A 21,995-nucleotide genomic window follows, 5' to 3' on the forward strand; every position below is an offset into this window, starting at 1 on the left:
GTGCTGCTGATCGACGGGCCCGAAGGCTACTGGAAAATATTCGGTACAGAAACTAGTCTGCCGTAAGTTTTCCCGTTACGCGAGCCTTGACCGGGGCTTCGGGCGGCTGGGCAGGGGAGGTCGGCGTGACGTCACCGGTGGGACTGCACCGCGTCGTACAACCGGCGGGGGTGCTGCCGCAGGCGGCTTGGCGGCTGGACGCGTCGGCGGCGATCGCGCCGAACGAGGTGCGGATCCGGGTGCGGCGGCTCAACCTGGACGCGGCGAGCTTCCGGCAGTTGTCGGAGAAGCACGGTGGCGACGGTGACGCGGTGCGCGCCGAGGTGCTGGAGATCATCTCCGCGCGGGGGAAGATGCAGAACCCGGTGACCGGGTCGGGTGGGATGCTGATCGGCACGGTCGAGGAGGCCGGTCGGCGCTCCCCGCTCGGGCTGAGGGCGGGCCAACTGGTCGCCACCCTGGTGTCGTTGACGTTGACCCCGCTGGTGATCACCGACGGGTTGGTCCGGTGGGACGGGCGCAGCGAGCAGGTGCCCTGTGACGGGTGGGCGATCCTGTTCGCGCGGTCCATCGCCGCGGTGCTGCCCGACGACGAGGACCCGCAGTTGTCCCTGGCGGTGCTTGACGTGTGCGGGGCGCCCGCGTTGACCGCGCGGGTGGTGTCGCGTTGTGTCGAGGAGCGTCGGCGCAGCGGTGATCCGACGCCGGTGCGGGTCGCGGTGATCGGCGGGGCGGGCAAGAGCGGGTCGCTGTCGCTCGCGGCGGCGCGACGTGCGGGTGCCGCGCGTACCGTCGGGGTGGTGCCGGTGGCGGCGGAGCGCGACGCGCTGACGGCGGTGGGCCTGGCGTCGGTGGTGGCGTTGGCCGACGCGCGGGACCCGGTGGGGTTGTCCACGGCGGTGACCACCGCGTTGGGGGCTCCGGCGGACGTCACGGTGGTGTGCGTGGACGTGCCGGGGTGTGAGCACGGGGCGGTGTTGGCCACCGCGGACGGCGGCACGGTGATCTTTTTCTCGATGGCGACGAGCTTCTCCGCGGCGGCGTTGGGCGCGGAGGGGTTGGCCGCGGACGTGACGATGCTGGTGGGCAACGGGTACGTGCCGGGGCACGCGGAGTTGGCGCTGGGCCTGTTGCGGGCCGAGCCGGGGGTGCGTCAGCTGTTCACGGCGCGGATCGCGGCAGACTGAGGTCATGACGAACCCCTCGACGTTGTACCGCGGCGGCGTGCTGCATTGCCCCGCCGACCCGAGCGCCACCGCGCTGCTGGTGTCCGGTGGGCGGATCACCTGGTTGGGGACCGACGGTGACGCGCCGTCGGCCGATCAGGTGGTGGATCTGGGTGGGGCATTGGTGACGCCGGCGTTCGTCGACGCGCACGTGCACGCCACCGACACCGGGTTGGCGTTGTCCGGGCTGGATCTGGCCGGGGTGCGCTCGGCGGGGCAGTTGCTGGACGCGGTGGCCGGGTTCGCGGCGGGTCTGCCGGCGGACGCGGTGGTGCTGGGGCACGGCTGGGACGAGTCGGCCTGGTCGGACGCGACGGTGCCGGACGCGGCGGCGGTGGGCCGGGCGGCGGGTGGGCGGCAGGTGTATCTGTCGCAGGCGTCGTTGCATTCGGCGTTGGTGTCGTCGGCGTTGCTGGCGGCGCTTCCCGAGGTGGTCGAGGCGGCCGGTTACGACGCGTCGGGGTGGTTGCGTCGCGACGCGCATCACGTGGTGCGGGCGGCGGCGCAGGGGTCGGTGAGTCGGGCGCAGCGGGTCGCCGCGCAGCGGGTGGCGCTGTCGCACGCGGCGTCGTTGGGGATCGCGGCGGTGCACGAGTGTGGTGGGCCGGAGATCTCCGACGAGGAGGACTTCACCGGTCTGTTGGGCATCTCGGGTGCGGGGTTGCCGGAGGTGTACGGGTACTGGGGTGAGTTGGGTGGCGCGGCGCGGGCCCGGGAGTTGGGTGCGGTGGGCACCGGTGGTGACCTGTTCGCCGATGGCGCGTTGGGGTCGCGGACGGCGCACGTGTCGCAGCCGTACGGCGACGGTGACGGGTGTGGGCACGGGTATCTGACGGCGGAGCAGGTGCGTGATCATCTGCTGGACTGCGCGGCGCACGGCGTGCAGGGCGGGTTCCACGCGATCGGTGACGCGGCGATCGGCACGGTGCTCGACGGTTTCGCGGGCGCGGCGCGGACGTTGGGTGTGGAGCGGCTGCGGGCTGCCCGGCACCGCATCGAGCATGCGGAGATCATGAACAAGCGGTTGATCGCCGGGTTCGTGGAGTACGGGGTGGTGGCGAGCATGCAGCCGGCGTTCGACAGGTTGTGGGGTGGTGCGGGTCGGATGTACGAGTCGCGGTTGGGGTTGGACCGGTCGTTGGAGTCGAACCCGGTGGGTGCGATGCACTCGGTGGGGGTGGCGTTGGCGTTCGGGTCGGACTCGCCGGTGACGCCGCTGGATCCGTGGGGGTCGGTGCGGGCGGCGGCGGCGCACCACAACCCGGCGCAGCGGATGAGTGTGCGGGCGGCGTTCGCGGCGCACACGCGTGGTGGGTGGCGGGCGGTGCACCTGGACGTGGAGGGGGTCCTCGCGTTGGGCGCGCCGGCGACGTTCGCGGTGTGGTCGACGCCGGCGGGGGTGGAGCGGGGTCTGCCGGTGTTGCTGGCCGAGGACCCGGAGCAGCGGGGTCCGGACGATCCGACGCCGTTGCCGGTGTGTCGGCGTCTGGTGCTGCGCGGTGAGGTCATCTACGAGGAGGGGTCATCGTGACCGGGAAGCTTGATCTTGATCCGGTGTTGGTGGCGCGGGCGCGGGAGTTGGCGCGTCGGGCCGGGCAGCCGGTGGTGGACCTGGCGCGCAGCCACACCACGGTGTCGGTGGAGCGGGCGGTGCTGCGGTTGGCCGGGGTGACCGGTGCCGACCCGGACGGCATTCCGTGGGTGAACCGGCTCGTCGACGCGGTCGCCGCGGACGTGGGGTTGGGTCACGGTGTGGCGGTGCCGGTGTTCGACGCGCTGGTGCGTGAGGGCAGCACCGATGTGACGTTGCTGGCGCAGAAGGCCGCCGCCGGGTCGGTGCGGTTCACCCAGCCCACCGGGCGGGCGGCGACGGCGGCCCGGTCGGCGGCGCGTCGGGCGGTCGGCGCGGGTATCCGGCGCATCGACCGGCGGCGGGCCGAGCGGGATCGGCTCGTCAAGCGTCACGGTGACCCGAAACAGCGGCCGTGGATCTACCTGATCGTGGCGACCGGGGACATCTACGAGGACATTCCGCAGGCGCAGGCGGCGGCGCGGGCGGGCGCGGACGTGATCGCGGTGATCCGTTCCACCGGGCAGTCGCTGCTGGACTACGTGCCCGAGGGCGCGACCCGGGAGGGGTTCGCCGGCACGTACGCCACGCAGGAGAACTTCCGGCTGATGCGGGCGGCGTTGGACGAGTCGTCGAGGGAGGTGGGCCGCTACGTGCGGTTGACCAACTACGCGTCCGGGTTGTGCATGCCGGAGATGGCGACCCTGGCCGGGTTGGAACGCCTGGACATGATGTTGAACGACTCGATGTACGGGATCCTGTTCCGCGACATCAACCCGGTGCGCACGTTCGTCGACCAGCGGTTCTCCCGGCAGGTGCACGCCCGCGCGGGCATCATCATCAACACCGGTGAGGACAACTACCTGACCACCGCGGACGCGGTGGACGAGGCGCACACGGTGACGGTGTCGCAGTTGCTCAACGAGTTCTTCGCGCACGAGGCGGGGTTGGCGGACTGGCAGTTGGGGTTGGGGCACGCGTTCGAGATCAATCCGGAGGTGCCGGAGTCGTTCCGGTTGGAGTTGGCGCACGCCCTGCTGGCGCGGGAGTTGTTCCCAGCCGCGCCGTTGAAGTGGATGCCGCCGACGAAGCACATGACAGGTGACGTGTTCCGGGGCAACCTGCTCGACGGGTTCTTCAACCTGGCCGGGGCGCTGACCGGTCAGGGCATCCTGCTGGTGGGGATGATGACCGAGGCGGTGGTGACGCCGTGGTTGTCCGACCGGGACATCGCGTTGCAGAACGTGCGCTACGTGTTGGGTGCGGCCGGCGGGTTGCACGAGGACTTCGTGCCCGCGCCGGGCGGGTTCATCCGTCGCCGCGCCAACCAGGTCCTCGGTGAGGCCCTGGACCTGTTGGAGCGCATCGGGGAGCAGACGTTGCTCACGGCGATCGCCGAGGGCACGTTCGGGATCATGAAGCGGCCGGCGGACCGGGGTAAGGGCCTGGCCGGGGTCGCCGCGCACGAGGCGGACTACTGCAACCCGGCCACCGACATCCTGGAAGGGGACGCGGCATGAGCGCCGCCGACGCCGCGAAGCAGATCGTGCGGCCGTACGGGGACACCACAGGTGACGGGATGGTGCAGGTGTCGTTCACCCTGCCGGTGGTCCACGACAAGCGGGCCGAGGGTGCGGCGGTGCAGTTGGCCAACAAGATGGGCATCGACCCGGCGATGGTGGTGCACGCGAAACCGATGGGCGACGGGTTCACGTTCTTCGTGGTCTACGGGCGGGTCAACCACCTGGTCGACCTCAATGCCGTGCAGGTGGTGGAACGCGACTTCGCGTTGCTGTCGGCCAAGGACGTCAACACGGTGATCAAGCAGCGGTTGCGGCGCAAGCTGTCGGTGGTCGGGGCGTGCATCGGCACCGACGCGCACACCGTGGGCATCGACGCGATCCTCAACGTCAAGGGCATCGCGGGGGAGAAGGGCCTGGAGTACTACCGGGAGTTGAAGGTCACCAACATGGGTGCGCAGGTCAGCGTGCCGGAGTTGGTGGAGGCCGCCCGGGTGGAGAAGGCCGACGCGGTGCTGGTGTCGCAGGTGGTCACGCAGCGCGACGCGCACCTGCACAACACCCGGGAGATGTCCGCGGCGTTCCGGGAGGCGATGCCGGCGGGGCGGCGGCCGCTGCTGATCGTCGGTGGTCCCCGGTTCGACGAGTCGATGACCGACGAGTTGGGCGTGGACCGCATCTTCGGTCGCGGCACCACGCCCGGCGAGGTGGCCAGCTACCTCGTGCACGCCCTGATCACGCAGCGGAAGGTGACAGCATGACCGACGCACGGCTCGGGTTGACGGTGACGCACCGGCGGTATGTGCCGTACGCGCACGCCCACTACGCCGGCAACCTCGTCGACGGGGCGTACGCCCTCGGACTGTTCGGTGACGTCGCCACCGAGGTGTGCATCCGCACCGACTCCGACGAGGGCCTGTTCGCGGGGTACTCCGACGTGCGGTTCCACGCGCCCATCCGCGCCGGGGACGTCGTCGAGGTCACCGCCCGGGTGTCGCGGGTCGGCTCCCGCAGCCGCACCCTGGAGCTGAGCTGCGCGGTGGTGTGCCGGGGCCGACCGGAGCGCTCCGAGTCCGCCGCCGAGGTCCTCGACCCGCCGATCGTGGCGGTCACCGCGACCGGCACCGTGGTCGTTCCCGCCGCCAGCGTGAGTCGCGAGGAGTGAGCCGGGGTTGCGAGCCCCGCAGTCGCGAACAGGGAAACCCGTGAGCCTGGCGGTCTGCGCGGACGTCGGGTCGACGTACACCAAGGCGGCGGTGGTGGACCTGGCCGCCGGTGTGCTGGTGGGTGCGGCGGCCGCGCCGACCACGGTGCGTACCGATGTGCTGCACGGTCTGGACGCCGCGGTCGCGGCGGCGACCGACGGGCTGGGGGTGCGTGACGCGCCGTGGTACGTGTGCTCGTCGGCCGGTGGTGGGCTGCGGCTGGCCGTGATCGGGTACGAGCCGCTGGTCACCGCGCAGGCGGGCCGGCGGGTCGGGTTGTCCGCCGGCGCGCACGTGGTGCACGTGGCGGCCGGTCGGCTCGGCGCGGCGGACCTGACGGCGCTGCGGGCGGCCCGATGCGACGTGGTGCTGCTCGTCGGCGGCACCGACGGCGGTGACGCCGAGACGATCACTCACAACGCGACCCGGCTGGCCCGCGCCCGGTGGCGGGTGCCGGTGGTGTACGCGGGCAACGGCGACGTCCGCGAGGAGTTGACCGGGCTGCTGCGTGACGCCGGAGTGCCGGTCACCGACGCCGACAATGTCCTGCCCCGCATCGGGGTGCTCGCCCCGGCGTCGGCGCGGGCGGCGATCCGGGCGGTGTTCCTGCGTCACGTCATCGGCGGTAAGCGGCTGTCGAGGGGCGCCCGGTTCGCGCGGCTGGTGCGGGCGGCCACCCCGGATGTGGTGCTCACCGGTGTGGAGGTGCTCGCCGACGCCCTCGGCGGTGACCTCGCCGTGGTCGACGTGGGTGGCGCCACCACCGACGTGTACTCGGTGCTCACCCCCGACGAGCGGGCCAGCGGGCCGGGGCGGGAGGTCGCCGGGAATCTGTGGCGGGCCCGCACCGTGGAGGGTGACCTGGGCATGCGGTGGAGCGCCCCCGGAGTCGTGCGGGCCGCCGTCGAGGAGCGGCTGCTCAGCGCGGACGAGGCCGACGAGTTGGGCGTCGCCGCGGCGCGGCGGGCCGCCGATCCGGCGTTGCTGGCCGTGGACGACGCCGAACGGGCCGTGGACGCCCGCATCGCCACCCTCGCGGCGACGGTGGCGTTGCGTCGGCACGCCCGGGGCGCCGGCACCGGTGAACGGTCCGGGCGGGACCTGCGTGACGTGCGGCTGCTCGTGGGTTCCGGGGGAGTGTTGCGGCACGCGCCGAGGGACACGTCCGGGCGGGTGTTGGCGGCGGTCCTGGCCGACCACGGCGGTGGGTGGGCGTTGCCCCGCGCCGCCGCGGCGGTCGTCGACGTCGACTATGTGCTGGCCGCCGGGGGGTTGCTCGCCGAGGAGCATCGGGTGGCGGCGGGGGCGCTGCTGCGCCACCATCTGCGCACGCATTGAGACTCGCCGACCCGACACGCCGTGGCGCAACACACGACAGGCCGGGGTGGGTTGACAAGCGACGGGGGTCGGCACGTACCGTCTTTGAGTCCTACCACGGGAAGCGGCTGTTGTTCGCTTCGTCCTCTCGTCCGCTGGCCGAGCGACATTTTTCAGCGTCATCGTCGCGGCGGCCAGGTCCAGCGGGCGGGGGTCGGCGGGGCGGCGCGAACCGGCCGCGGTTACCGGTGTACGGGCAGGGTGAGGTGCACGGCCAGTAGACAACGGCCCGGCGGGGGCAGCCAGTCCACGTCCGGTCGGTCCGAAGGTCGTCGTGCCCCATTCTCGCCACACCGGCCGGGAAGGGCCTGGGAGCATCGGGGCGCGGCGCGAGCCGCGCCCCGATTTCATGTCCGCTGGGCGGTGTGTGCCCACCGGCCCGATGCGGCCGCTTCGCAGGCCAGCCAGGTAGCCTTCGCCCCGTGATCGAGGTGAAGCGGTGACGATTCTGGACCGGGAAGACGCGCACAGCCCGGCAGCGCTGCCCCGACCGGTCGGCACCGGCCGGCCGCTGCCGCTGACCGTCGCCGTGCCGCTGGCCGTGGCCGCCGGGCTGGCCCTGCTGGTGGCGTTTCCCCCGTACGGGGTGTGGCCGCTGGCGCCGGTCGGGGTGGCGTTGCTGGCCGCCGCCGCACACCGGCGTCGGTTGCGCGCCGGCGCCGGTGTGGGCTTCCTGACCGGGGTGACGCTGTTCGCCCCGCTGCTGGCCTGGACCAACCTGCACACCGGTTACCTGCCGTGGGTGCTGCTGTCGTTGCTGCAGGCCGGTTACCTGGCGGTGCTCGGCGTGGCCACCGCCTGGGTGTCGCCGCTGGCCGACCGGGTCCGCTGGGCGTGGCCGGTGCTGACCGGGCTGCTGTGGGTGGGGCAGGAGGCGCTGCGCGACCGCACCCCGTTCGGCGGGTTCCCGTGGGGCCGGTTGGCGTTCAGCCAGGACTCCTCCCCGCTGCTGCGCCTGGCCGCGCTGGGCGGCGCCCCGCTGGTGACCTTCACGACGGCGCTCGTCGGCGGGTTGCTGGTCACCGCCGGGTGGCGGGCCTGGGCCCAGGTTCGGCGCACCCCGCCCGCTGACGGCCCCCAGGACGCCGACGGCCCGCAGGGGGTCACCGCCGGGCGGCGGTGGGCGCCGGCGGCCGTACCGGCCGTTGTGGCCCTCGCGCTGACCCTCGCCGGGCTGCTCGTGCCGGTAGCCACCGCCGGGTCCGGCGCCACCGCCACCGTGGCCATCGTGCAGGGCAACGTGCCGCGGCTGGGCCTGGACTTCAACGCCCAACGGCAGGCGGTGCTCAACAACCACGCCGACGCCACCGTCGAGTTGGCCGCGCGGGTCGCCGCCGGCCAGGAACGTCAACCCGACCTGGTGGTGTGGCCGGAGAACTCCAGCGACATCGACCCGCTGCGCAACCCGGCCGCCGGGGCGCGGATCTCCCAGGCCGCCGACGCGGTCCGCGCGCCGATCCTGGTCGGCGCGGTGCTGCTCGGCCCCGGCCCCGGGCAGGTCCGCAACGCCGGCATCCTGTGGCGGCCCGGCACCGGCGCCGACCTGAGCCAGCTCTACACCAAACGCCACCCGGTGCCGTTCGCCGAGTACGTGCCGCTGCGCGACATCGCCCGGAGGGTCAGCAAGCAGGTCGACCTGATCCGCAGCGACTTCGTGCCCGGAAGCACCCCGGGCGTGGTACGCGCCAGCCCCGTCGTGCTCGGTGACGTGATCTGCTTCGAGGTCGCCTACGACCACGTGGTCCGCGACACCGTCACCGGCGGCGCGCAACTGCTGGTGGTGCAGACCAACAACGCCACCTTCAACGTGGCGGAGGCCCGCCAGCAGATGGCCATGGTGCGGCTGCGGGCGGTGGAGCACGGCCGGCCGGCGTTGATGGCCTCCACGGTCGGGGTGTCCGGGTTCGTCGCACCCGACGGGCGGGTAAGCGATGCCACCGGGTTCAACACCCGGGAGGTCGTGGTGCGGCAGTTGCGGCTCGACGACGGGCGTACCCTCGCCACCCGCCTCGGCTGGTGGCCGGAGGTGACGTTCGCCGCGCTGGCCGTGGCGGCCCTGGTCGGCGCGGCGGTGCTGCGCCGGCGGCAGCGGGTCATGCCCGGATAGCAACAGCCGGTACGCCGGCGGGAGCGGAGGAACCGTGATCCAGGCGACCGATACGATCCGACGCCCGGACGAGGTGCCGGGTGTGGGCCGGGTGCTGGTGGTGATCCCCACCTACAACGAGGCCGACAACATCGCCGCGATCGTGGGTCGGGTCCGGCGCGCCGTTCCGGCGGTGCGGATCCTCATCGCCGACGACAACAGCCCCGACGGCACCGGCGCGATCGCCGACGCCCTCGCCGACGGCGACGCGCACGTGCAGGTGCTGCACCGCCAGGGCAAGCAGGGCCTCGGCGCGGCGTACCTGGCGGGGTTCGGGTGGGCACGCGACCGCGACTACCAGGCGGTCGTGGAGATGGACGCCGACGGCTCACACGCGCCGGAGGACCTGCCGGCGCTGCTCGACGCCGCCCGCGACGCCGACGTGGTGATCGGGTCGCGGTGGACCAGCGGCGCGCGGGTGCTCAACTGGCCGCTGCGGCGGCTGCTGCTGTCGCGCGGCGGCAACCTGTACGCGCGCCTCGCCCTGGGCATGCCCGTCTCGGACGCCACCGGCGGTTACCGGGTGTACCGGATCAGCGCGTTGGACGCCATCGACCTGGGGTCGGTGACGTCGCAGGGTTACTCGTTCCAGGTGGAGTTGTCCCGGCTGGCGCACCGGGCCGGGGTGCGGATCGTGGAGGTGCCGATCACCTTCGCCGAACGCGAACGCGGGGACAGCAAGATGAGCCCGCGGATCGTGGCCGAGGCGCTGTGGCGGATCACCGCGTGGGGTGTGCAGGACCGGCGGCAGGCGGTACGCCGTGGCCTGCACGGCACGTCCACCGGTCAGGCGCGGTGGCCGTGAGCGGGGCCGTGTCATGCTGGATGAGCGGGACACGTCCGTGGTGTCGCGGGAATGGCGATGAGGTGAGATGCGCCGAGGACTGAGGTTCGTGCCGTTGGCCCTGTTGCTGACGGTGGTGCTGGAGTTGGTGGTGTTCGTCGGGGTCGGGCGGGCGCTGGGGTTCGGGGCGGCGGTGCTGCTGGTGTTCGCCGCGTCCCTGGTGGGCCTGGTGTTGCTGCGCCGGGAGGGGATGCGCGCCTGGCGTGGTTTCCGCTCCGCGGCGGCGGCCGGGCAGCCACCGGGTGGGCAGGTGACCGACGGGCTCGTGGGTCTGGGCGGGGCCCTGTTGCTGGCGGCGCCCGGTCTGGTCAGCGGGTTGATCGGGTTGCTGCTGCTGGTGCCTCCGGTGCGTCGACTGGCCCGCGCCGGGGTGCGACACGCCACGGAGCGACGGGTGTCGTCGATGGTCGCCGGTGACCTGTTCGGCCCCCGCACGGTGCGGGTGCGCCAGGGTGCGCCGCAACCGACCCCGCAGCCGCAGCAGCCCGTGGTGGTCGACGGCGGTCGGGCCATCGAGGGCGAGATCATCGAGCCCGGTCGCCAGTAGGCCGCGCACCGCACGCAGACACGACAACGCCCCCGGGGATGACCCCGGGGGCGTTGGTGTCGTGTGACTCAGGCGCGGCCGCGGCGGGTCCGCACCTCCTGCAGGCGCTCCTCGAGGATGTCCTCGAGCTCGGCGATCGAGCGACGCTCCAGCAGCATGTCCCAGTGGGTACGCGGCGGCTTGGCCTTCTTCTGCTCCGGCTCGTTGCCGTCGACGAGTCGGGCGACGCTGCCGTCGAACTTGCATTCCCAGGTCATCGGGACCTCGGCGTCGACGGCGAACGGCACCTCGAACTGATGGCCCTTGGCGCAGAGGTACTCGCGGGTCTGACGCGGCGCGAGCTCCGTGTTGCGGTCGGATTCGTAGCTCACCGCGCCAAGGCGGCTTCCGCGCAGCATACGCTCGCCCATGATCGACTTCCCCTCGTTCGTGGTGCTGGTCTTCTGGGTGTAACGGCGCGTTCCCGTCGAGCCATTCCCGCCCGAGGGCGTGAGGCGTCCACGGGTGGGCCGCGACCAAGGGTAGCCGGCCGGGACGCGCACCCGGCCAGGTGATCCCCAGGCCTGTCGCAACGGGGACGTGGTTCCGCTGCCACCGGGGAGGTTAACCGCCCGGGGGCGGCGGAAGTTGCGCCCCCGGGCGGCTCAACCGGTCGGCGGCGGCGAGCCGAGCCGGGCCAGCGCCACCGCCAGGTCGCTGACCTGGTCACCGAGTTGCGCCACCCGCCGCTGGGCCAGGTCCCGGTCGCCGATGGCGGCGTCGAGTCGTACCGTCAGGGCGGTGACCTGGCCCTCGGCGGTGGCCGCCGCCTGCCGGGCCGCGGTCAGCTCGGCGGTGAGCGTGTCGCGCTGGGCGGCGGTGGCGGTCAGCTCCGCGCGAAGGCGCGCCGCCGCCTCCGCGACCTCCTGCCGGGCGTCGTCGACCTGGCGGGCGGCGACCTGGGCGCGGTCGCGGGCCCGGTCGGCCTGCTCCCGGGCGCGGGTGGCGTCGGCGGCCTCGGCGCGGGCGCGCGCGGCGTCGGCGCGGGCCTGCTCGATCTGGCGGCGCACGTCCTGCACCTCGGCCTGCCACCGCCCGGCCCGCTCGGTCGCGTCGGCGGCGACCCGGGTGGCCCGCTCGGCGTCGGCGCGGGCCGCGTCGCGTTCACCGGTCAGGTCGGCCACCCGCTGCCGCTCGGCGTCGAGGTGCGTGCGCAGGTCCCGCACCTCGGCGCGGGCCTGGTCCCGGTCGCGTTCGGCCTGGGCGCGCAACGCCTCGGCGGCGCTGACGTCGTGGCGCGCCTGGTCGCGGGCGGCCTCGGCGTGCCGCGCCCGCTCGTCGGCCGCGGTGGCCTGCTGGCGCTCCTGCTCGGCGCGCCGCCGGGCCTCGTCGGCGTCGGCGAGAGCCGTGCGGGCCTGCTCCCGGGCACGTGCCGCGTCGGCGGCGGCGGTCTCGGCGTCGTCGCGGGCCTCGTCGCGTTCGGTCTGCGCCGCCGCGACCTCGGTGGCGGCCTCCGCGCGGGCCTGCGCGATCTGGCGCTGCACACCCACCGGGGACAACTCGGCGTGCAGGGACTCGGTCAACGTCTCGACGATCTGGTCGAGGCGGTCCACCGCCTCCCAGGTGCGGGCCACCTGCCCCGGCAGGCCGGGGGCGTTGCGGTGGCGCATCCGGCTGTTACGGGAGGCGCGCTGACAGGCGCCGTCGTTGTCCCGGCAGTACCGAAACGGTCGGCCCGCGCCGACACGCTGCGGCACCGGCTGTCCACAGTGGGCGCACGGGCGGGTCTCGGTGGTGGTGGGCTGGGCGTCCATCGAGGTGGCAGTCTAGTGCCGGGCGGTGACGCCCGACGCACCGCGGCGGGGTCAGCTCGCGGCCCGGGCGCTCGCGTCGAGGGTGTAGCGGCGTTGCAGCAGCAGCGCCGCGAGCATCGCCACCGCCGGCAGCACCCCGAAGCCGTAGCGGACCGCCGCCAGCGCCGCGTCCGGTTGCGTCGGCGACGCACCGGCCGTCGAGGCCACGAAACCGCCAACGGCCAGGCACAGCGCGTACGCGTACGGACCCAGGGCCGCGCCGGTGGCCTCGGTGGCCGTCCACACCCCGGTGTAGGTGCCGGCGCCTGTCGCCCCGCCGGTGCCGTCGGCGGCGGCGGGGCGCTCGGCGGCGGCGGTGCCCTCGCCCGTCGCGGTGCCGTCGGCGGCCGCGGGGCGGTCGGCGGCGGCGCGGATCACGTCGGGCAGCATCGAGAAGGGCAGCAGTTGCATACCGGCGAACGCCAGCCCGAGCACCGCCACCGCGCCGATCAGCACCGGCAGGCCGGCCGGGCGGCCCACCGCGAGCACCAGCGAGCCGAGGGCGAACGCGCCCTGCGCGCCGAGCAACGCCCGCTGCTTGCCGACCCGGCGGGCCAGCACCAGCCAGAGCGGGGTCACCAGCAGCGCCGGCGCCACGAACGCGGCCACCAGCACCGTGGTCAGACCGGGCGCGCGCAGTTCGTACTCGGCGTAGTAGGGCACCCCGGCGAGCACCAGGTGGGTGGCGGTGGACATGGCCAGGTACGCGGTCACCAGCCAGCGGAACTGTCGGTCGCGCAGCGCGGTGCGCAGTGCCCGCCACCCGCCGTGGCCCGCTCGCGTGGGGTCCGCCGCGCCACCGCGCAGCCGGGCGATGCCGGCGACACCGACGAGCATGGCGGCCAGCATGCCGGCGGCGAGGACCAGGCCCATCCGCTGGTAGCCGCCCCGGGTCGCGGCGTCGCCGCCGGTGAGCAGGGGGGCCAGCAACCCGGACAGCAGGATGCCCAGGGTCAGCACGACCATCCGGAACGCCATCAGCCGGGTGCGTTCGTCATAGCCGATCCGCAGGTCGGCCGGGGTGGCCAGGTAGGGGACCTGGTAGGCGGCGAAGAGCAGGTTGCCGGCGACGAAGAACACCGCCACCCACGCGGCCGCCGGCGCGCCGGTCAGCCCGCCGGGCACCGCGAAGAGCGCGGCGAACGCGATCGGCAGGGCACAGCCGAGTAGGAGCAGGCGACGCCTGTCGCCCCGGCGGTTCTGCTCGACGTCGGCGCGGTGGCCCACCCAGGGGTGCAGCAGCACGTCGGCGATCTTCGGCAGCAGCAGCGCGAGGCCGGCCAACCACGGCCCGACCGCCAGCACGTCGGTGAGGAAGTACAGCAACAGCAGGCCGGGCACCGTCACCCAGACACCCATGCCGAGCGAGCCGGCCGCGAAGCCCGCCAGGGGGCCACGGGCGAGTGTCGCGTCGGTGGCGGCCACGGGCCGCCGGTCGAGCCCGGTCATCGCCGCATCCCCTCGGTAATCCAACGGTTGCTGGATTCTAGGGGCAGAATGGCGGCCATGACCATGCCCCGACGCCGTCCCGGTCGGCCCCGCCGCGACGAGACCCGGCCGACCCGCGAGGTGGTGCTCACCGCGGCGACCGCGCTGTTCGCCGAGCGTGGTTTCGACGCCGTCGGGCTGCGGGAGGTCGCCGCCGCCGCCGGGGTCGACGTCGCCACGGTCGCGCACCACACGGGTACGAAGGCGGCGCTCTACGACGCCTGCTTCGCCCGGGTCTTCACCGCCGAGCGGGAGGTGCTCACCGAGGCCGCCGAGCAGGCCCGCGCCGCTCTCGACGCCGGGCCGGACGCGGCCCGGCGCGCCCTGCACGACCTGGTCGACGTCTTCGTCGACTTCCTCGAGGACCGCCCGGAGACCACCGCGCTGTGGCTGCGGCGCTGGCTCGAACCGCAGCGGCACACCGAGCTGGACAAGCGCTACGCCGAGCCGTTGTACCGGCTGGTCGCGGAGTTGCTCACCGCCGCCGCGGCGGCCGGGGCGCTGGCCGAGCCGACCCCGCACATCACCGTCCGCAGCCTGGTCTGGGCGACGCACGGACACGTGGTGGCGCTGGCCGCGGGCGCGCCGGGCGCGCGGGAGCGGCGCGAGTTCCGGGCGTTCGTGCACCGCCTGCTCGACGGCCTGTACGGGGCGCCGCGCACTTGACGGGTGGCCGCCGTCCGACGATTATCCATCAGACGTTGGATTAGTGGGGGCGGCGATGGGTGTACCACCCAGGGTGGCGGTGATCGGCGCCGGCGCGGCCGGGCTCGCCGCCGTCAAGGCACTGCGCGACGCCGAGGTGCCGGTGCTCGGCTTCGAGTCCGCCGAGCAGGTCGGTGGCCTCTGGGTGTACGGGGCACCCGACTCGCCCGCGTACCGCACGCTGCACCTGAACACCAGCCGGGGCCGCACCGAGTTCGCCGACCACCCGATGCCCACCGACTGGCCCGACTACCCCGACCACCGTCGGGTCGCCGGCTACCTCGCCGACTACGCCGACCGTTTCGGGCTGGGCGAGGACATCCGGCTGCGGCACACCGTCGAGCGGGTCACCCAGGACGCGGCCGGCACCTGGACGGTGGTCGCGAACGGACCGGACGGGCCGGTCACCGTCACCGTCGACGCCGTGGTCGTCGCCAACGGGCACAACCGGGTGCCCCGGCTTCCCGATCCGTCGTACCCGGGCACCAGCACTGCCGAGCAGCTGCACAGCCACGACTACCGCGGCCCGGAGCAGTTGGCCGGCCGGCGGGTCCTGGTCGTCGGCGGCGGCAACTCCGCGATGGACATCGCCGTGGACGCCTCGTACACCGCCAGTCGTACCCTGCTCTCGCTGCGCCGGGGCGTCTGGGTGGTGCCGAAATACCTGCTGGGCCGCCCCTCGGACACCCTGAACGGGGCGCTGGCCCGCCGGCTGCCGTGGCGACTGCGCCAACGCATCAGCCAGGCGACGCTGAGCGCCACCGTCGGCAGTCCCGCCCGCTACGGGCTGCCCGCGCCGACACACGGCTTCCTGCAGGACCACCCGACGCTCTCCGACGGGCTGCTGTCGCGGCTGACCCACGGCGACGTCGAGGCCCGACCCGGCGTCGCCGCCCTCGACGGGGACCGGGTCGAGTTCACCGACGGCCGCAGCGACAGCGTCGACCTGATCATCTGGTGCACCGGCTACCGGGTGGCGATCCCGTTCCTCGACCCGGCGCTGCTCGGCGGTGGCGCCGACAGCCTGCCGCTGTACCGGCACGTGTTCCACACCGACGCCCCGGGCCTGACCTTCGTCGGGCTGATGCAGTCCACCGGGTCGGCGTTCCCCCTGGTGGAGGCGCAGGCCAAGGTGATCGCCGCGCACCTCGCCGGCCGGTACGCGCTGCCGGACGCCGACCGACAGCGAGCCGTGTGCCGAGCCGAGTTGCGGGCCGCGACCGCCCGGTGGGGCCAGCGCCGCCCGGCGATGCGCGTGGACTTCGACGCCTACCTGGCCGAACTGACCCGCGAACTGGCCGCCGGAACCCGCCGCGCCCGTGCCGGCGCGGCCGGTCCGTCCGGCGCGGCCTCCTCGGCCGGGGTACGGCCGTGACGGGTCGGCTGGCCGGCCGTCGGGTGTTGCTGACCGGCGCGAGCGGCACCTTCGGCCGGCATCTCGGCACGGCGTTCACCGCCGCCGGCGCTCAGGTGGTGGGGCTCGACCTGCACGCGCGCCCCGACGGCGACCTGCCGGTGCTCGGCTGCGACCTGACCGACCCGGACGCCGTGGCGCCGGCGGTGCGCGCCGCGGTCGACCGGCTCGGCGGCCTCGACCTGCTGATCAACAACGCCGGTGTCGGTGGCCCCGCCCCCGCCGAGCTGCCACCCGACGAGGTGGTCCGCCGGCAACTGGAGGTCAACCTGCTCGCCGCCTGGCGGACCACCGCCGCGGCGCTGCCACCGCTGCTCACCACGCGCGGACGGGTGATCTTCGTGGCCAGTCGGATGGCGGTGCTGCCCCTGCCGCTCGCCGCCGCGTACGGGGTCAGTAAACGCGCCCTGGTCGCGTACGCCGACGCGCTGCGCCACGAGGTGGGCACGCACGTCGGGGTGAGCGTGGTCTACCCGAGCATGGTCGTCTCACCCATCCACCGCAGCACCGCCGAGGCCGGCCTGTCCCTGCGCGGGGTGTCCCGGCCCGAGCCCGTCGAGGGGGTGGTCGCGGCGATCCTGCGTACCGCCACCGCCCGGCGGGCGCCTCGCGACGTGGCGACCACGACGCGCGGTCGGCTGGAGATGGCCGTCGGCCGGCACGCGCCCGCGCTCGCCGATCGGCTGGTCCGTCGTACCCTCGCCGCCCGGCTCGCCGCCGGCGACCTGGACGCCGCGCCGCTGGCCGCCGGGATGGTCCGCCGCCACCGCGGGCGGTGAGGTTCCGCGCGACGGTCCGGCGCCCCCCGGCGGCGACGCCGGTCGGCGGTCTGGCGTCACCCGACCGCGGTGCGGTTGCGCGGCGGGGGCGCGGAAAGGGTCCGCCGTTACCGGGGCGCTGATCCCCTCCGGTCCGCTCAGGGCGCGGCGACCGCCGCGCGGGAACGGTCGGCGGCGATCCGGACGGCCAGCGCCGCGAGGGCCGTCCCGGTGACCCATTGCTGCACCCGCAGCCACCCCGGTCGGCGGGCGAAGAACCCGGCCAGCGCGCCCGCGCTGAGCACGATGAGCGCGTTGACGCTCAGCGCCACGGCGATCTGGGTCAGCCCCAGCAGCAGGCTCTGCATCGCCACGTGCCCCCGCGCCGGGTCGATGAACTGCGGTAGCAGCGACACGTAGAGGATCGCGATCTTCGGGTTCAGCAGGTTGGTGATCAGACCCATGGTGAACAGCCGTCGGGGCGGATCCGGAGGCAGCGGCGCGGGTGTGAACGGCGAGTGACCGCCCGGACGCAGCGTCCGCCAGGCCAGCCACAGCAGGTAACCGGCACCGGCCAGCTTCACCACCGCGTAGAGGGTCGGCACCAGCACGAAGACGGTGGCCAGGCCGGCGACCGCCGCCGCCAGGTACACCCCGAAACCGGCCGCCACCCCGAGCAGTGAGATCAGCCCGGCCCGGCGGCCCTGCGCCACCGAGCGGGACACCAGGTAGACCATGTTCGGGCCGGGTGTGAGGACCAGCCCCAACCCGACGAGCGCGATGCCCAGCAGTGCCCCCGTGCTCACCATGACGATTCCCCCCGTTCGGCAGCCCCGCACCGACCGTAGGCCGAGATGACCACGCTGGCCGAGAGCCACCTGGATGATGGTGGCCCGGAATCCGGTCACCCGGGCCGAAAACCCCCGGTCGATCGCCGCCGGGAATGGTCACCGGCGTGGGCGCGCTGACCCCCTTCGAGCGCGTGTCGCCGTGCGGAGGCGGCGCGTTACGGTGGCCAGGGGAGGTGCCGCAGGGTGACCGAGGCGTGGGAAGCGGCCGTGGAGGCGCAGATCCGGGGAGCCGTGCAACGCGGCGAGTTCGACGACCTGCCCGGCATGGGCAAGCCGATCCCCGGCCGGGGAGCGCCGTACGACGAGTCGTGGTGGATCAAGAGCTTCCTGGAGCGGGAGGCGCTGCCCAGCGACCTGCTCCTACCCACCCCGTTGCAACTGCGCCGACGCGTCGAGCAGGTCCCCGACGAGGTTCGCGACCTGCCCACCGAACAGGCCGTCCGCGACTTCGTGGGGCAGTTGAACGCGCAGATCGTGGCGTGGCTGCGCAACCCCGACGGCCCCCGCGTGGTGGTGCGTCCGGTGAACACCGACGAGGTGGTCCGCCGCTGGCGCGCCGAGCACGCCCCGCCCAGCGTCCCGACGCCGAAGACCGACCGGGCGACAGTCGTCACGCCACACCGGCCCCGTCGTGCCTGGTGGTTGCCCTGGCGTCGCCGCTCGCGCTGACCCGTCTGCTCGGCCGTGCCCGGCACGGGCAGACTGTGCCGATGGTGATCGACCGACGGACGTCCACTATCTCCTCGATGTCGGGCCTCGCCCTGCGGCCCTGGGCGGACGACGACCTGGACGCCCTGCTGGACGCGTACCGGGACCCGGTGTTGCGCCGGTGGACCCGGCTGCCGGTGACCAACCCGGCCGAGGGCCGGCAGTGGCTCCAGCGGGTGCGCGAGGACTGGGACGCCGGACGGCGGTACAGCTTCGCGGTCCTCGAGGACGACGCGGACGGTCCACGGCTGGTGGCGAACGTGGTGCTCAAGAGGGCCAGCGAGGATTGGCCCGCGCCCGAGGTGGGTTACTGGACCGCGTCGTGGGCGCGCGGGCGTGGCGTCGCCCCGGGGGCGGTCACCGCGCTCAGCCGGTGGGCGTTCGCCACGTTCCCCGCGCTGGAGCGCCTCGACCTGCTGCACCAGGTGGACAACGTGGCGTCCTGCCGGGTGGCGCAGAAGAGTGGCTACGTGTTCCAGGAGGTGCTGCCGGCCCGGCCGCCCTTTCCGCTGGACGGTCACCGGCACTCGCTGAGCATCGGGTAGGGCTCAGCCCAGCGCCGCCTGCCACGTCCACGAGGTGCGTCGTGCCCGGCCGGGCAGGTCACCGCGGCCGGTCATCCACAGCAGGACCTCGGGCGCGACACCCTCCGGGGCGTTCGGGAAGAGTCGCCGCAGCACCGCCGCGCTCAACCGCTGCGGCGGCTGCCAGGGCACACCGAGACCGACGGTGATGTCGTGGGTGTGCAGCAGGGTCTCGGCCACCCCCATCGCGGCGAAGCCGGCCGGGTCGCAGGGACCCCAGTGCCAGGCCCGCGTGTCGGGCGGGGCGGCGTCGACGGCGGCGGCGAGCAGCCCGGCGCAGGCGCGCGCGACGGTGAGGATCTGCGCCGGGCTCGCGTCGGGGGAGACCCGCAGGTCGTACGGCAGGTAGCCGTCCTCCGGGCGGCCGGTGACCTGGCCGGCGTACGCCAGCAGGTCGTGCGCGATGTGCGCGGCGGTGGTCCAACAGCTCCAGGTCAGCGGGCCGGCGGGCACGGACCAGTCGCGCTCGTGGTGGGGGTGCAACACCCGGGTCATCTCGTCGGCCGCCTGGAGCAGGTCCGCGCCGGTCACCGCTGGCATCCGGCGACTCTCGCAGGGCCGGTCGAGCGAGACAAGCGAGATCATCGCCGCATCGAAAATTTCAGTGGCGTGCTCGAATCTTGCAGTGTGCTGTTTATTTTCCGTAGGCTGCCATGATGATCGAGCAGCCCATGGTCCAGGCCAGACAGTTGACAAAGGTCTATCCGCGGCGTGGGTCCACAGCGGAGTTTCACGCGGTCGGCGGCATCGACTTCGAGGTCCAGCGGGGGGAGTCCTTCGGGCTGCTCGGGCCCAACGGCGCCGGCAAGTCCACCACCATGCGGATGATCGCCGCGACGTCGCCGATCAGCGGCGGCAGCCTGCGCGTGCTCGGGATGGACCCGACGCGACAGGGGCCGGAGATCCGCGCCCGGTTGGGCGTCGTGACGCAGGACGACTACCTGGACAACGAGCTGACCGTCCGGGAGAACCTGCACATCTACGGGCGGTACTTCAGCCTGCCGCGGGCCGTCATCCGGGACCGCGCGACCCGACTGCTGGATTTCGCCCAGCTTCGGGAGAAGGCCGGCGACCAGGTCGAGACGCTCTCCGGCGGTATGCGCCGACGGCTGACCATCGCCCGTTCTCTGATCAACGAACCCGACATCCTGCTCCTCGACGAGCCCACCACAGGTCTCGACCCGCAAGCCCGGCACATCCTGTGGGACCGGCTCTTCCAGCTCAAGCAGGACGGCGTCACGCTCATCCTCACCACGCACTACATGGACGAGGCCGAGCAGCTCTGCGACCGGCTCATCGTCGTCGACCACGGCCGGATCGTCGCGCAGGGCTCCCCTCGGGACCTGATCACCAGGTACGCCACCCGGGAGGTCCTGGAACTGCGGTTCCGTCTCGACGAACGAGACACCGTCGCGGAGAAGCTGCGGACATCCGCCCTGGCCACCGGCGGCAACGAGACCGACGGCCGCGTCGAGTCGCTTCCCGACCGGGTGCTCGTCTACACCGCCGACGGCGAGGCCGCCCTCGCCGCGGTGCACGCCATGTCGCTCACGCCGATCACCGCACTGGTCCGTCGCGCCACGTTGGAGGACGTGTTCCTCACGCTCACCGGCCGATCGCTCGTCGAGTAGCAGGGGAGACCACGTGCTGCACGCATTCGGATACTGGATGGTCCGTTACCGACGCACCTGGCGCGGCTCGATCGTGCTCAACGTCCTGAACCCGTTGCTGTTCCTCATCGGCATCGGCGCCGGACTGGGCGCCCTCGTCGACGACAACGCGCCGGCCCAGATCGCCGGCGTCTCCTACGCGGCGTTCTTCGCCCCGGGCATGCTGGCCGCCGCGGCGATGCAGAACGCGTTCCTGGAGGGGTCCGCGGGAGTCGCCCGGGCCGCGGGTTTCGGGGCGTACCGCACCGCCACCCCGACGCCACTGGCCCCGGAGCAACTCGCTGCCGGGCACCTGCTCTTCATCACCTTCCGGGTGCTCATCGCCAGCGCCGCCTTCATCGTGGTGATGGCCGCGTTCGGACTGATCGAGGGTTGGTGGGTGCTCGGCGCCCTGCTCGGCGCGACACTGACCGGTGTCGCGTTCGCGGCGCCGGCCGCCGCGTGGGCGGTCGGGGTACGCAAACTGCGCCACATCGACACGGTGTTCCGCTTCGTCATCATGCCGCTCTACATGTTCTCCGGCACGTTCTTCGCCGTCTCCCAGCTACCGGAGTGGATCCGCCCGGTGTCCTACCTGCTGCCGCTGTGGCACGGGGTCGAACTGTGCCGCACCCTCAGCCTCGGCACGGCGACGATCACCGGCAGCGGCGTCCACATCGCCTACCTGCTGACGCTCGCGGTCGGCGGCTTCCTGGTCGCCCGGGTCACCTACCGCCGAAGGCTGCACCCGTGACGGCCCACCCACCGAGCCCTGTGGAGACAGCATGAGCACCGTCGTCGTACCCGCCTGGACAAGACGCCGCGCGTTCGCGCTCATCGAACGCAACTTCATGATCTACCGTCGGTCGATCACGCCGCTGCTCAACGCGCTCGTCGAGCCGATCCTGTACCTGCTGTCGATCGGCGTCGGCGTCGGGCTGCTCGTCGGCACCGTTCCCGGCGTCGAGGTCCCGTACGCCGTCTACGTGGCCCCGGCGATCCTGGCCACGACCGCGATGAACACCGCGTTCAACCAGACCAGCTTCGGCGTCTTCACCAGGATGAGGATCGAGAAGACCTACCAGGCGATCCTGCCGACACCGCTGTCCGTCACCGACATCGCCGTCGGCGAGGTCACCAGCGCGATGATCAACGCGTTGCTGACGACGATCGGTTTCCTCACCCTCATGGCGGTCGGTGGGCTGGTCACCTCGGCCTGGGTGCTGCTGGCCCTCCCCGCGTCGGTGCTCATCGCGTACGCGTTCGCCGCGGGCGGGTTGGCCGTCACGACGTACCTGCGCGACTTCTCCGACTTCCAGTACATCCAACTCTTCATGCTGCCGATGTACCTGTTCGCGACGACGTTCTACCCCCTGTCGGTCTATCCGGCGGCGGTGCGGCCCCTGATCCAGGCGCTGCCGCTCTACCACAGCATCGAGCTGGTTCGCGAACCGGCGTTGGGCCGGCTCGGCTGGGACCTGCTGATCCCGGTGGTCTACCTGCTCGCCTTCGGCTCGATCGCGATGATCGTCGCCACCCGTCGGATGACCCGGATGATGCTGCGCTGAGCG

Annotated in this window: 22 protein-coding genes; 17 read left to right on the forward strand and 5 right to left on the reverse strand. The window is 73.3% G+C overall.

Annotated features, from left to right (window positions below):
- Window positions 1–137 precede the first annotated feature (137 nt).
- The 9 genes from ACGFH8_RS31865 (at window position 138) to ACGFH8_RS31905 (ending at window position 10,435) form a co-directional block, all read left to right on the forward strand.
- Window positions 138–1,187: a zinc-binding alcohol dehydrogenase gene (locus tag ACGFH8_RS31865; RefSeq protein WP_393374853.1), complete on the forward strand. Its 1,050-nt coding sequence runs from the start codon at window positions 138–140 to the stop codon at window positions 1,185–1,187.
- Between the two features lie 4 nt (window positions 1,188–1,191).
- Window positions 1,192–2,757: an amidohydrolase gene (locus ACGFH8_RS31870; RefSeq protein WP_393374562.1), complete on the forward strand. Its 1,566-nt coding sequence runs from the start codon at window positions 1,192–1,194 to the stop codon at window positions 2,755–2,757.
- Window positions 2,754–4,316 (forward strand): lysine 5,6-aminomutase subunit alpha, encoded by a 1,563-nt coding sequence (locus ACGFH8_RS31875; protein ID WP_393374565.1) that lies wholly within the window; start codon window positions 2,754–2,756, stop codon window positions 4,314–4,316. Before ACGFH8_RS31870 ends, ACGFH8_RS31875 begins: the two co-directional genes overlap by 4 nt.
- Window positions 4,313–5,077 carry an OAM dimerization domain-containing protein gene (locus ACGFH8_RS31880; RefSeq protein WP_393374567.1) on the forward strand — a complete coding sequence of 255 codons (765 nt, stop codon included), beginning with the start codon at window positions 4,313–4,315 and terminating at the stop codon, window positions 5,075–5,077. Before ACGFH8_RS31875 ends, ACGFH8_RS31880 begins: the two co-directional genes overlap by 4 nt.
- Complete coding sequence (locus ACGFH8_RS31885) at window positions 5,074–5,481, forward strand: hotdog domain-containing protein (protein WP_393374570.1); 408 nt, start codon at window positions 5,074–5,076, stop codon at window positions 5,479–5,481. The genes ACGFH8_RS31880 and ACGFH8_RS31885 overlap by 4 nt, the downstream gene beginning before the upstream one ends.
- Window positions 5,482–5,521: 40 nt before the next feature.
- The gene (locus tag ACGFH8_RS31890) at window positions 5,522–6,859 is read left to right on the forward strand and encodes a glutamate mutase L (RefSeq protein ID WP_393374573.1); all 1,338 of its coding nucleotides are present in this window, start codon (window positions 5,522–5,524) and stop codon (window positions 6,857–6,859) included.
- 478 nt (window positions 6,860–7,337) lie between these two features.
- Complete coding sequence (gene lnt, locus ACGFH8_RS31895) at window positions 7,338–9,005, forward strand: apolipoprotein N-acyltransferase (RefSeq protein WP_393374575.1); 1,668 nt, start codon at window positions 7,338–7,340, stop codon at window positions 9,003–9,005.
- Window positions 9,006–9,039: 34 nt separating this feature from the next.
- Window positions 9,040–9,849 carry a polyprenol monophosphomannose synthase gene (locus tag ACGFH8_RS31900; RefSeq protein WP_393374578.1) on the forward strand — a complete coding sequence of 270 codons (810 nt, stop codon included), beginning with the start codon at window positions 9,040–9,042 and terminating at the stop codon, window positions 9,847–9,849.
- 67 nt (window positions 9,850–9,916) lie between these two features.
- Window positions 9,917–10,435, forward strand: coding sequence for an FxsA family protein (locus ACGFH8_RS31905; protein ID WP_393374581.1), 519 nt, complete (start codon window positions 9,917–9,919; stop codon window positions 10,433–10,435).
- A 68-nt stretch (window positions 10,436–10,503) separates the two neighbouring features.
- Here ACGFH8_RS31905 and ACGFH8_RS31910 read toward each other — a convergent pair whose 3' ends face one another.
- From ACGFH8_RS31910 to ACGFH8_RS31920, 3 genes are all read right to left on the reverse strand, one after another.
- Window positions 10,504–10,845: an RNA polymerase-binding protein RbpA gene (locus ACGFH8_RS31910; protein WP_030489777.1), complete on the reverse strand. Its 342-nt coding sequence runs from the start codon at window positions 10,843–10,845 to the stop codon at window positions 10,504–10,506.
- Between the two features lie 234 nt (window positions 10,846–11,079).
- Window positions 11,080–12,228, reverse strand: a complete 1,149-nt coding sequence (locus ACGFH8_RS31915; protein WP_393374583.1) for a hypothetical protein — start codon at window positions 12,226–12,228, stop codon at window positions 11,080–11,082.
- 51 nt (window positions 12,229–12,279) lie between these two features.
- Entirely contained in the window at window positions 12,280–13,716 is a 1,437-nt protein-coding gene (locus ACGFH8_RS31920; protein WP_393374586.1) for an MFS transporter, read from the reverse strand.
- A gap of 63 nt (window positions 13,717–13,779) precedes the next feature.
- Between ACGFH8_RS31920 and ACGFH8_RS31925 the strand changes: the two genes are divergently transcribed.
- The 3 genes from ACGFH8_RS31925 to ACGFH8_RS31935 are packed head-to-tail and all read left to right on the forward strand — an operon-like array spanning window position 13,780 to window position 16,653.
- Window positions 13,780–14,421, forward strand: coding sequence for a TetR/AcrR family transcriptional regulator (locus tag ACGFH8_RS31925; protein ID WP_393374856.1), 642 nt, complete (start codon window positions 13,780–13,782; stop codon window positions 14,419–14,421).
- Window positions 14,422–14,476: 55 nt separating this feature from the next.
- Window positions 14,477–15,835, forward strand: a complete 1,359-nt coding sequence (locus ACGFH8_RS31930) for a flavin-containing monooxygenase (protein ID WP_393374589.1) — start codon at window positions 14,477–14,479, stop codon at window positions 15,833–15,835.
- The gene (locus ACGFH8_RS31935) at window positions 15,832–16,653 is read left to right on the forward strand and encodes an SDR family NAD(P)-dependent oxidoreductase (RefSeq protein WP_393374591.1); all 822 of its coding nucleotides are present in this window, start codon (window positions 15,832–15,834) and stop codon (window positions 16,651–16,653) included. The genes ACGFH8_RS31930 and ACGFH8_RS31935 overlap by 4 nt, the downstream gene beginning before the upstream one ends.
- A gap of 137 nt (window positions 16,654–16,790) precedes the next feature.
- Here ACGFH8_RS31935 and ACGFH8_RS31940 read toward each other — a convergent pair whose 3' ends face one another.
- On the reverse strand, window positions 16,791–17,441 hold the full coding sequence (locus ACGFH8_RS31940) for a LysE family translocator (RefSeq protein ID WP_393374593.1): 651 nt from the start codon (window positions 17,439–17,441) through the stop codon (window positions 16,791–16,793).
- 225 nt (window positions 17,442–17,666) lie between these two features.
- Here ACGFH8_RS31940 and ACGFH8_RS31945 point away from each other — a divergent pair, with 225 nt between their 5' ends.
- Complete coding sequence (locus tag ACGFH8_RS31945) at window positions 17,667–18,152, forward strand: DUF1992 domain-containing protein (protein ID WP_393374596.1); 486 nt, start codon at window positions 17,667–17,669, stop codon at window positions 18,150–18,152.
- A 41-nt stretch (window positions 18,153–18,193) separates the two neighbouring features.
- Window positions 18,194–18,736, forward strand: coding sequence for a GNAT family N-acetyltransferase (locus ACGFH8_RS31950; protein WP_393374599.1), 543 nt, complete (start codon window positions 18,194–18,196; stop codon window positions 18,734–18,736).
- A 3-nt stretch (window positions 18,737–18,739) separates the two neighbouring features.
- Here the strand turns inward: ACGFH8_RS31950 and ACGFH8_RS31955 are convergent, their stop codons facing one another.
- Window positions 18,740–19,315 (reverse strand): maleylpyruvate isomerase N-terminal domain-containing protein, encoded by a 576-nt coding sequence (locus tag ACGFH8_RS31955; protein WP_393374602.1) that lies wholly within the window; start codon window positions 19,313–19,315, stop codon window positions 18,740–18,742.
- Window positions 19,316–19,428: 113 nt separating this feature from the next.
- On the opposite strand from ACGFH8_RS31955, the gene ACGFH8_RS31960 reads away from it, so the two are divergent.
- The 3 genes from ACGFH8_RS31960 to ACGFH8_RS31970 are packed head-to-tail and all read left to right on the forward strand — an operon-like array spanning window position 19,429 to window position 21,992.
- Entirely contained in the window at window positions 19,429–20,406 is a 978-nt protein-coding gene (locus tag ACGFH8_RS31960) for an ABC transporter ATP-binding protein (RefSeq protein ID WP_393374605.1), read from the forward strand.
- Between the two features lie 13 nt (window positions 20,407–20,419).
- On the forward strand, window positions 20,420–21,178 hold the full coding sequence (locus ACGFH8_RS31965; protein WP_393374607.1) for an ABC transporter permease: 759 nt from the start codon (window positions 20,420–20,422) through the stop codon (window positions 21,176–21,178).
- Window positions 21,179–21,209: 31 nt separating this feature from the next.
- Window positions 21,210–21,992, forward strand: a complete 783-nt coding sequence (locus tag ACGFH8_RS31970; RefSeq protein ID WP_393374610.1) for an ABC transporter permease — start codon at window positions 21,210–21,212, stop codon at window positions 21,990–21,992.
- Window positions 21,993–21,995 lie beyond the last annotated feature (3 nt).

Source organism: Micromonospora sp. NPDC049175, assembly GCF_043197345.1.
In the GTDB taxonomy this organism is placed as follows: Bacteria; Actinomycetota; Actinomycetes; order Mycobacteriales; family Micromonosporaceae; genus Micromonospora.

Bases quoted from the DNA above. Each gene is read 5' to 3' on its own strand.
- ACGFH8_RS31950 (WP_393374599.1), top strand. From the start codon at position 18,194: ATGGTGATCGACCGACGGACGTCCACTATCTCCTCGATGTCGGGCCTC.
- ACGFH8_RS31960 (WP_393374605.1), top strand. From the start codon at position 19,429: ATGATGATCGAGCAGCCCATGGTCCAGGCCAGACAGTTGACAAAGGTC.
- ACGFH8_RS31920 (WP_393374586.1), bottom strand. From the start codon at position 13,716: ATGACCGGGCTCGACCGGCGGCCCGTGGCCGCCACCGACGCGACACTC.
- ACGFH8_RS31940 (WP_393374593.1), bottom strand. From the start codon at position 17,441: ATGGTGAGCACGGGGGCACTGCTGGGCATCGCGCTCGTCGGGTTGGGG.
- ACGFH8_RS31930 (WP_393374589.1), top strand. From the start codon at position 14,477: ATGGGTGTACCACCCAGGGTGGCGGTGATCGGCGCCGGCGCGGCCGGG.
- ACGFH8_RS31955 (WP_393374602.1), bottom strand. From the start codon at position 19,315: ATGCCAGCGGTGACCGGCGCGGACCTGCTCCAGGCGGCCGACGAGATG.
- ACGFH8_RS31885 (WP_393374570.1), top strand. From the start codon at position 5,074: ATGACCGACGCACGGCTCGGGTTGACGGTGACGCACCGGCGGTATGTG.
- ACGFH8_RS31910 (WP_030489777.1), bottom strand. From the start codon at position 10,845: ATGGGCGAGCGTATGCTGCGCGGAAGCCGCCTTGGCGCGGTGAGCTAC.
- ACGFH8_RS31880 (WP_393374567.1), top strand. From the start codon at position 4,313: ATGAGCGCCGCCGACGCCGCGAAGCAGATCGTGCGGCCGTACGGGGAC.
- ACGFH8_RS31870 (WP_393374562.1), top strand. From the start codon at position 1,192: ATGACGAACCCCTCGACGTTGTACCGCGGCGGCGTGCTGCATTGCCCC.
- ACGFH8_RS31905 (WP_393374581.1), top strand. From the start codon at position 9,917: ATGCGCCGAGGACTGAGGTTCGTGCCGTTGGCCCTGTTGCTGACGGTG.
- ACGFH8_RS31915 (WP_393374583.1), bottom strand. From the start codon at position 12,228: ATGGACGCCCAGCCCACCACCACCGAGACCCGCCCGTGCGCCCACTGT.
- ACGFH8_RS31925 (WP_393374856.1), top strand. From the start codon at position 13,780: ATGCCCCGACGCCGTCCCGGTCGGCCCCGCCGCGACGAGACCCGGCCG.
- ACGFH8_RS31970 (WP_393374610.1), top strand. From the start codon at position 21,210: ATGAGCACCGTCGTCGTACCCGCCTGGACAAGACGCCGCGCGTTCGCG.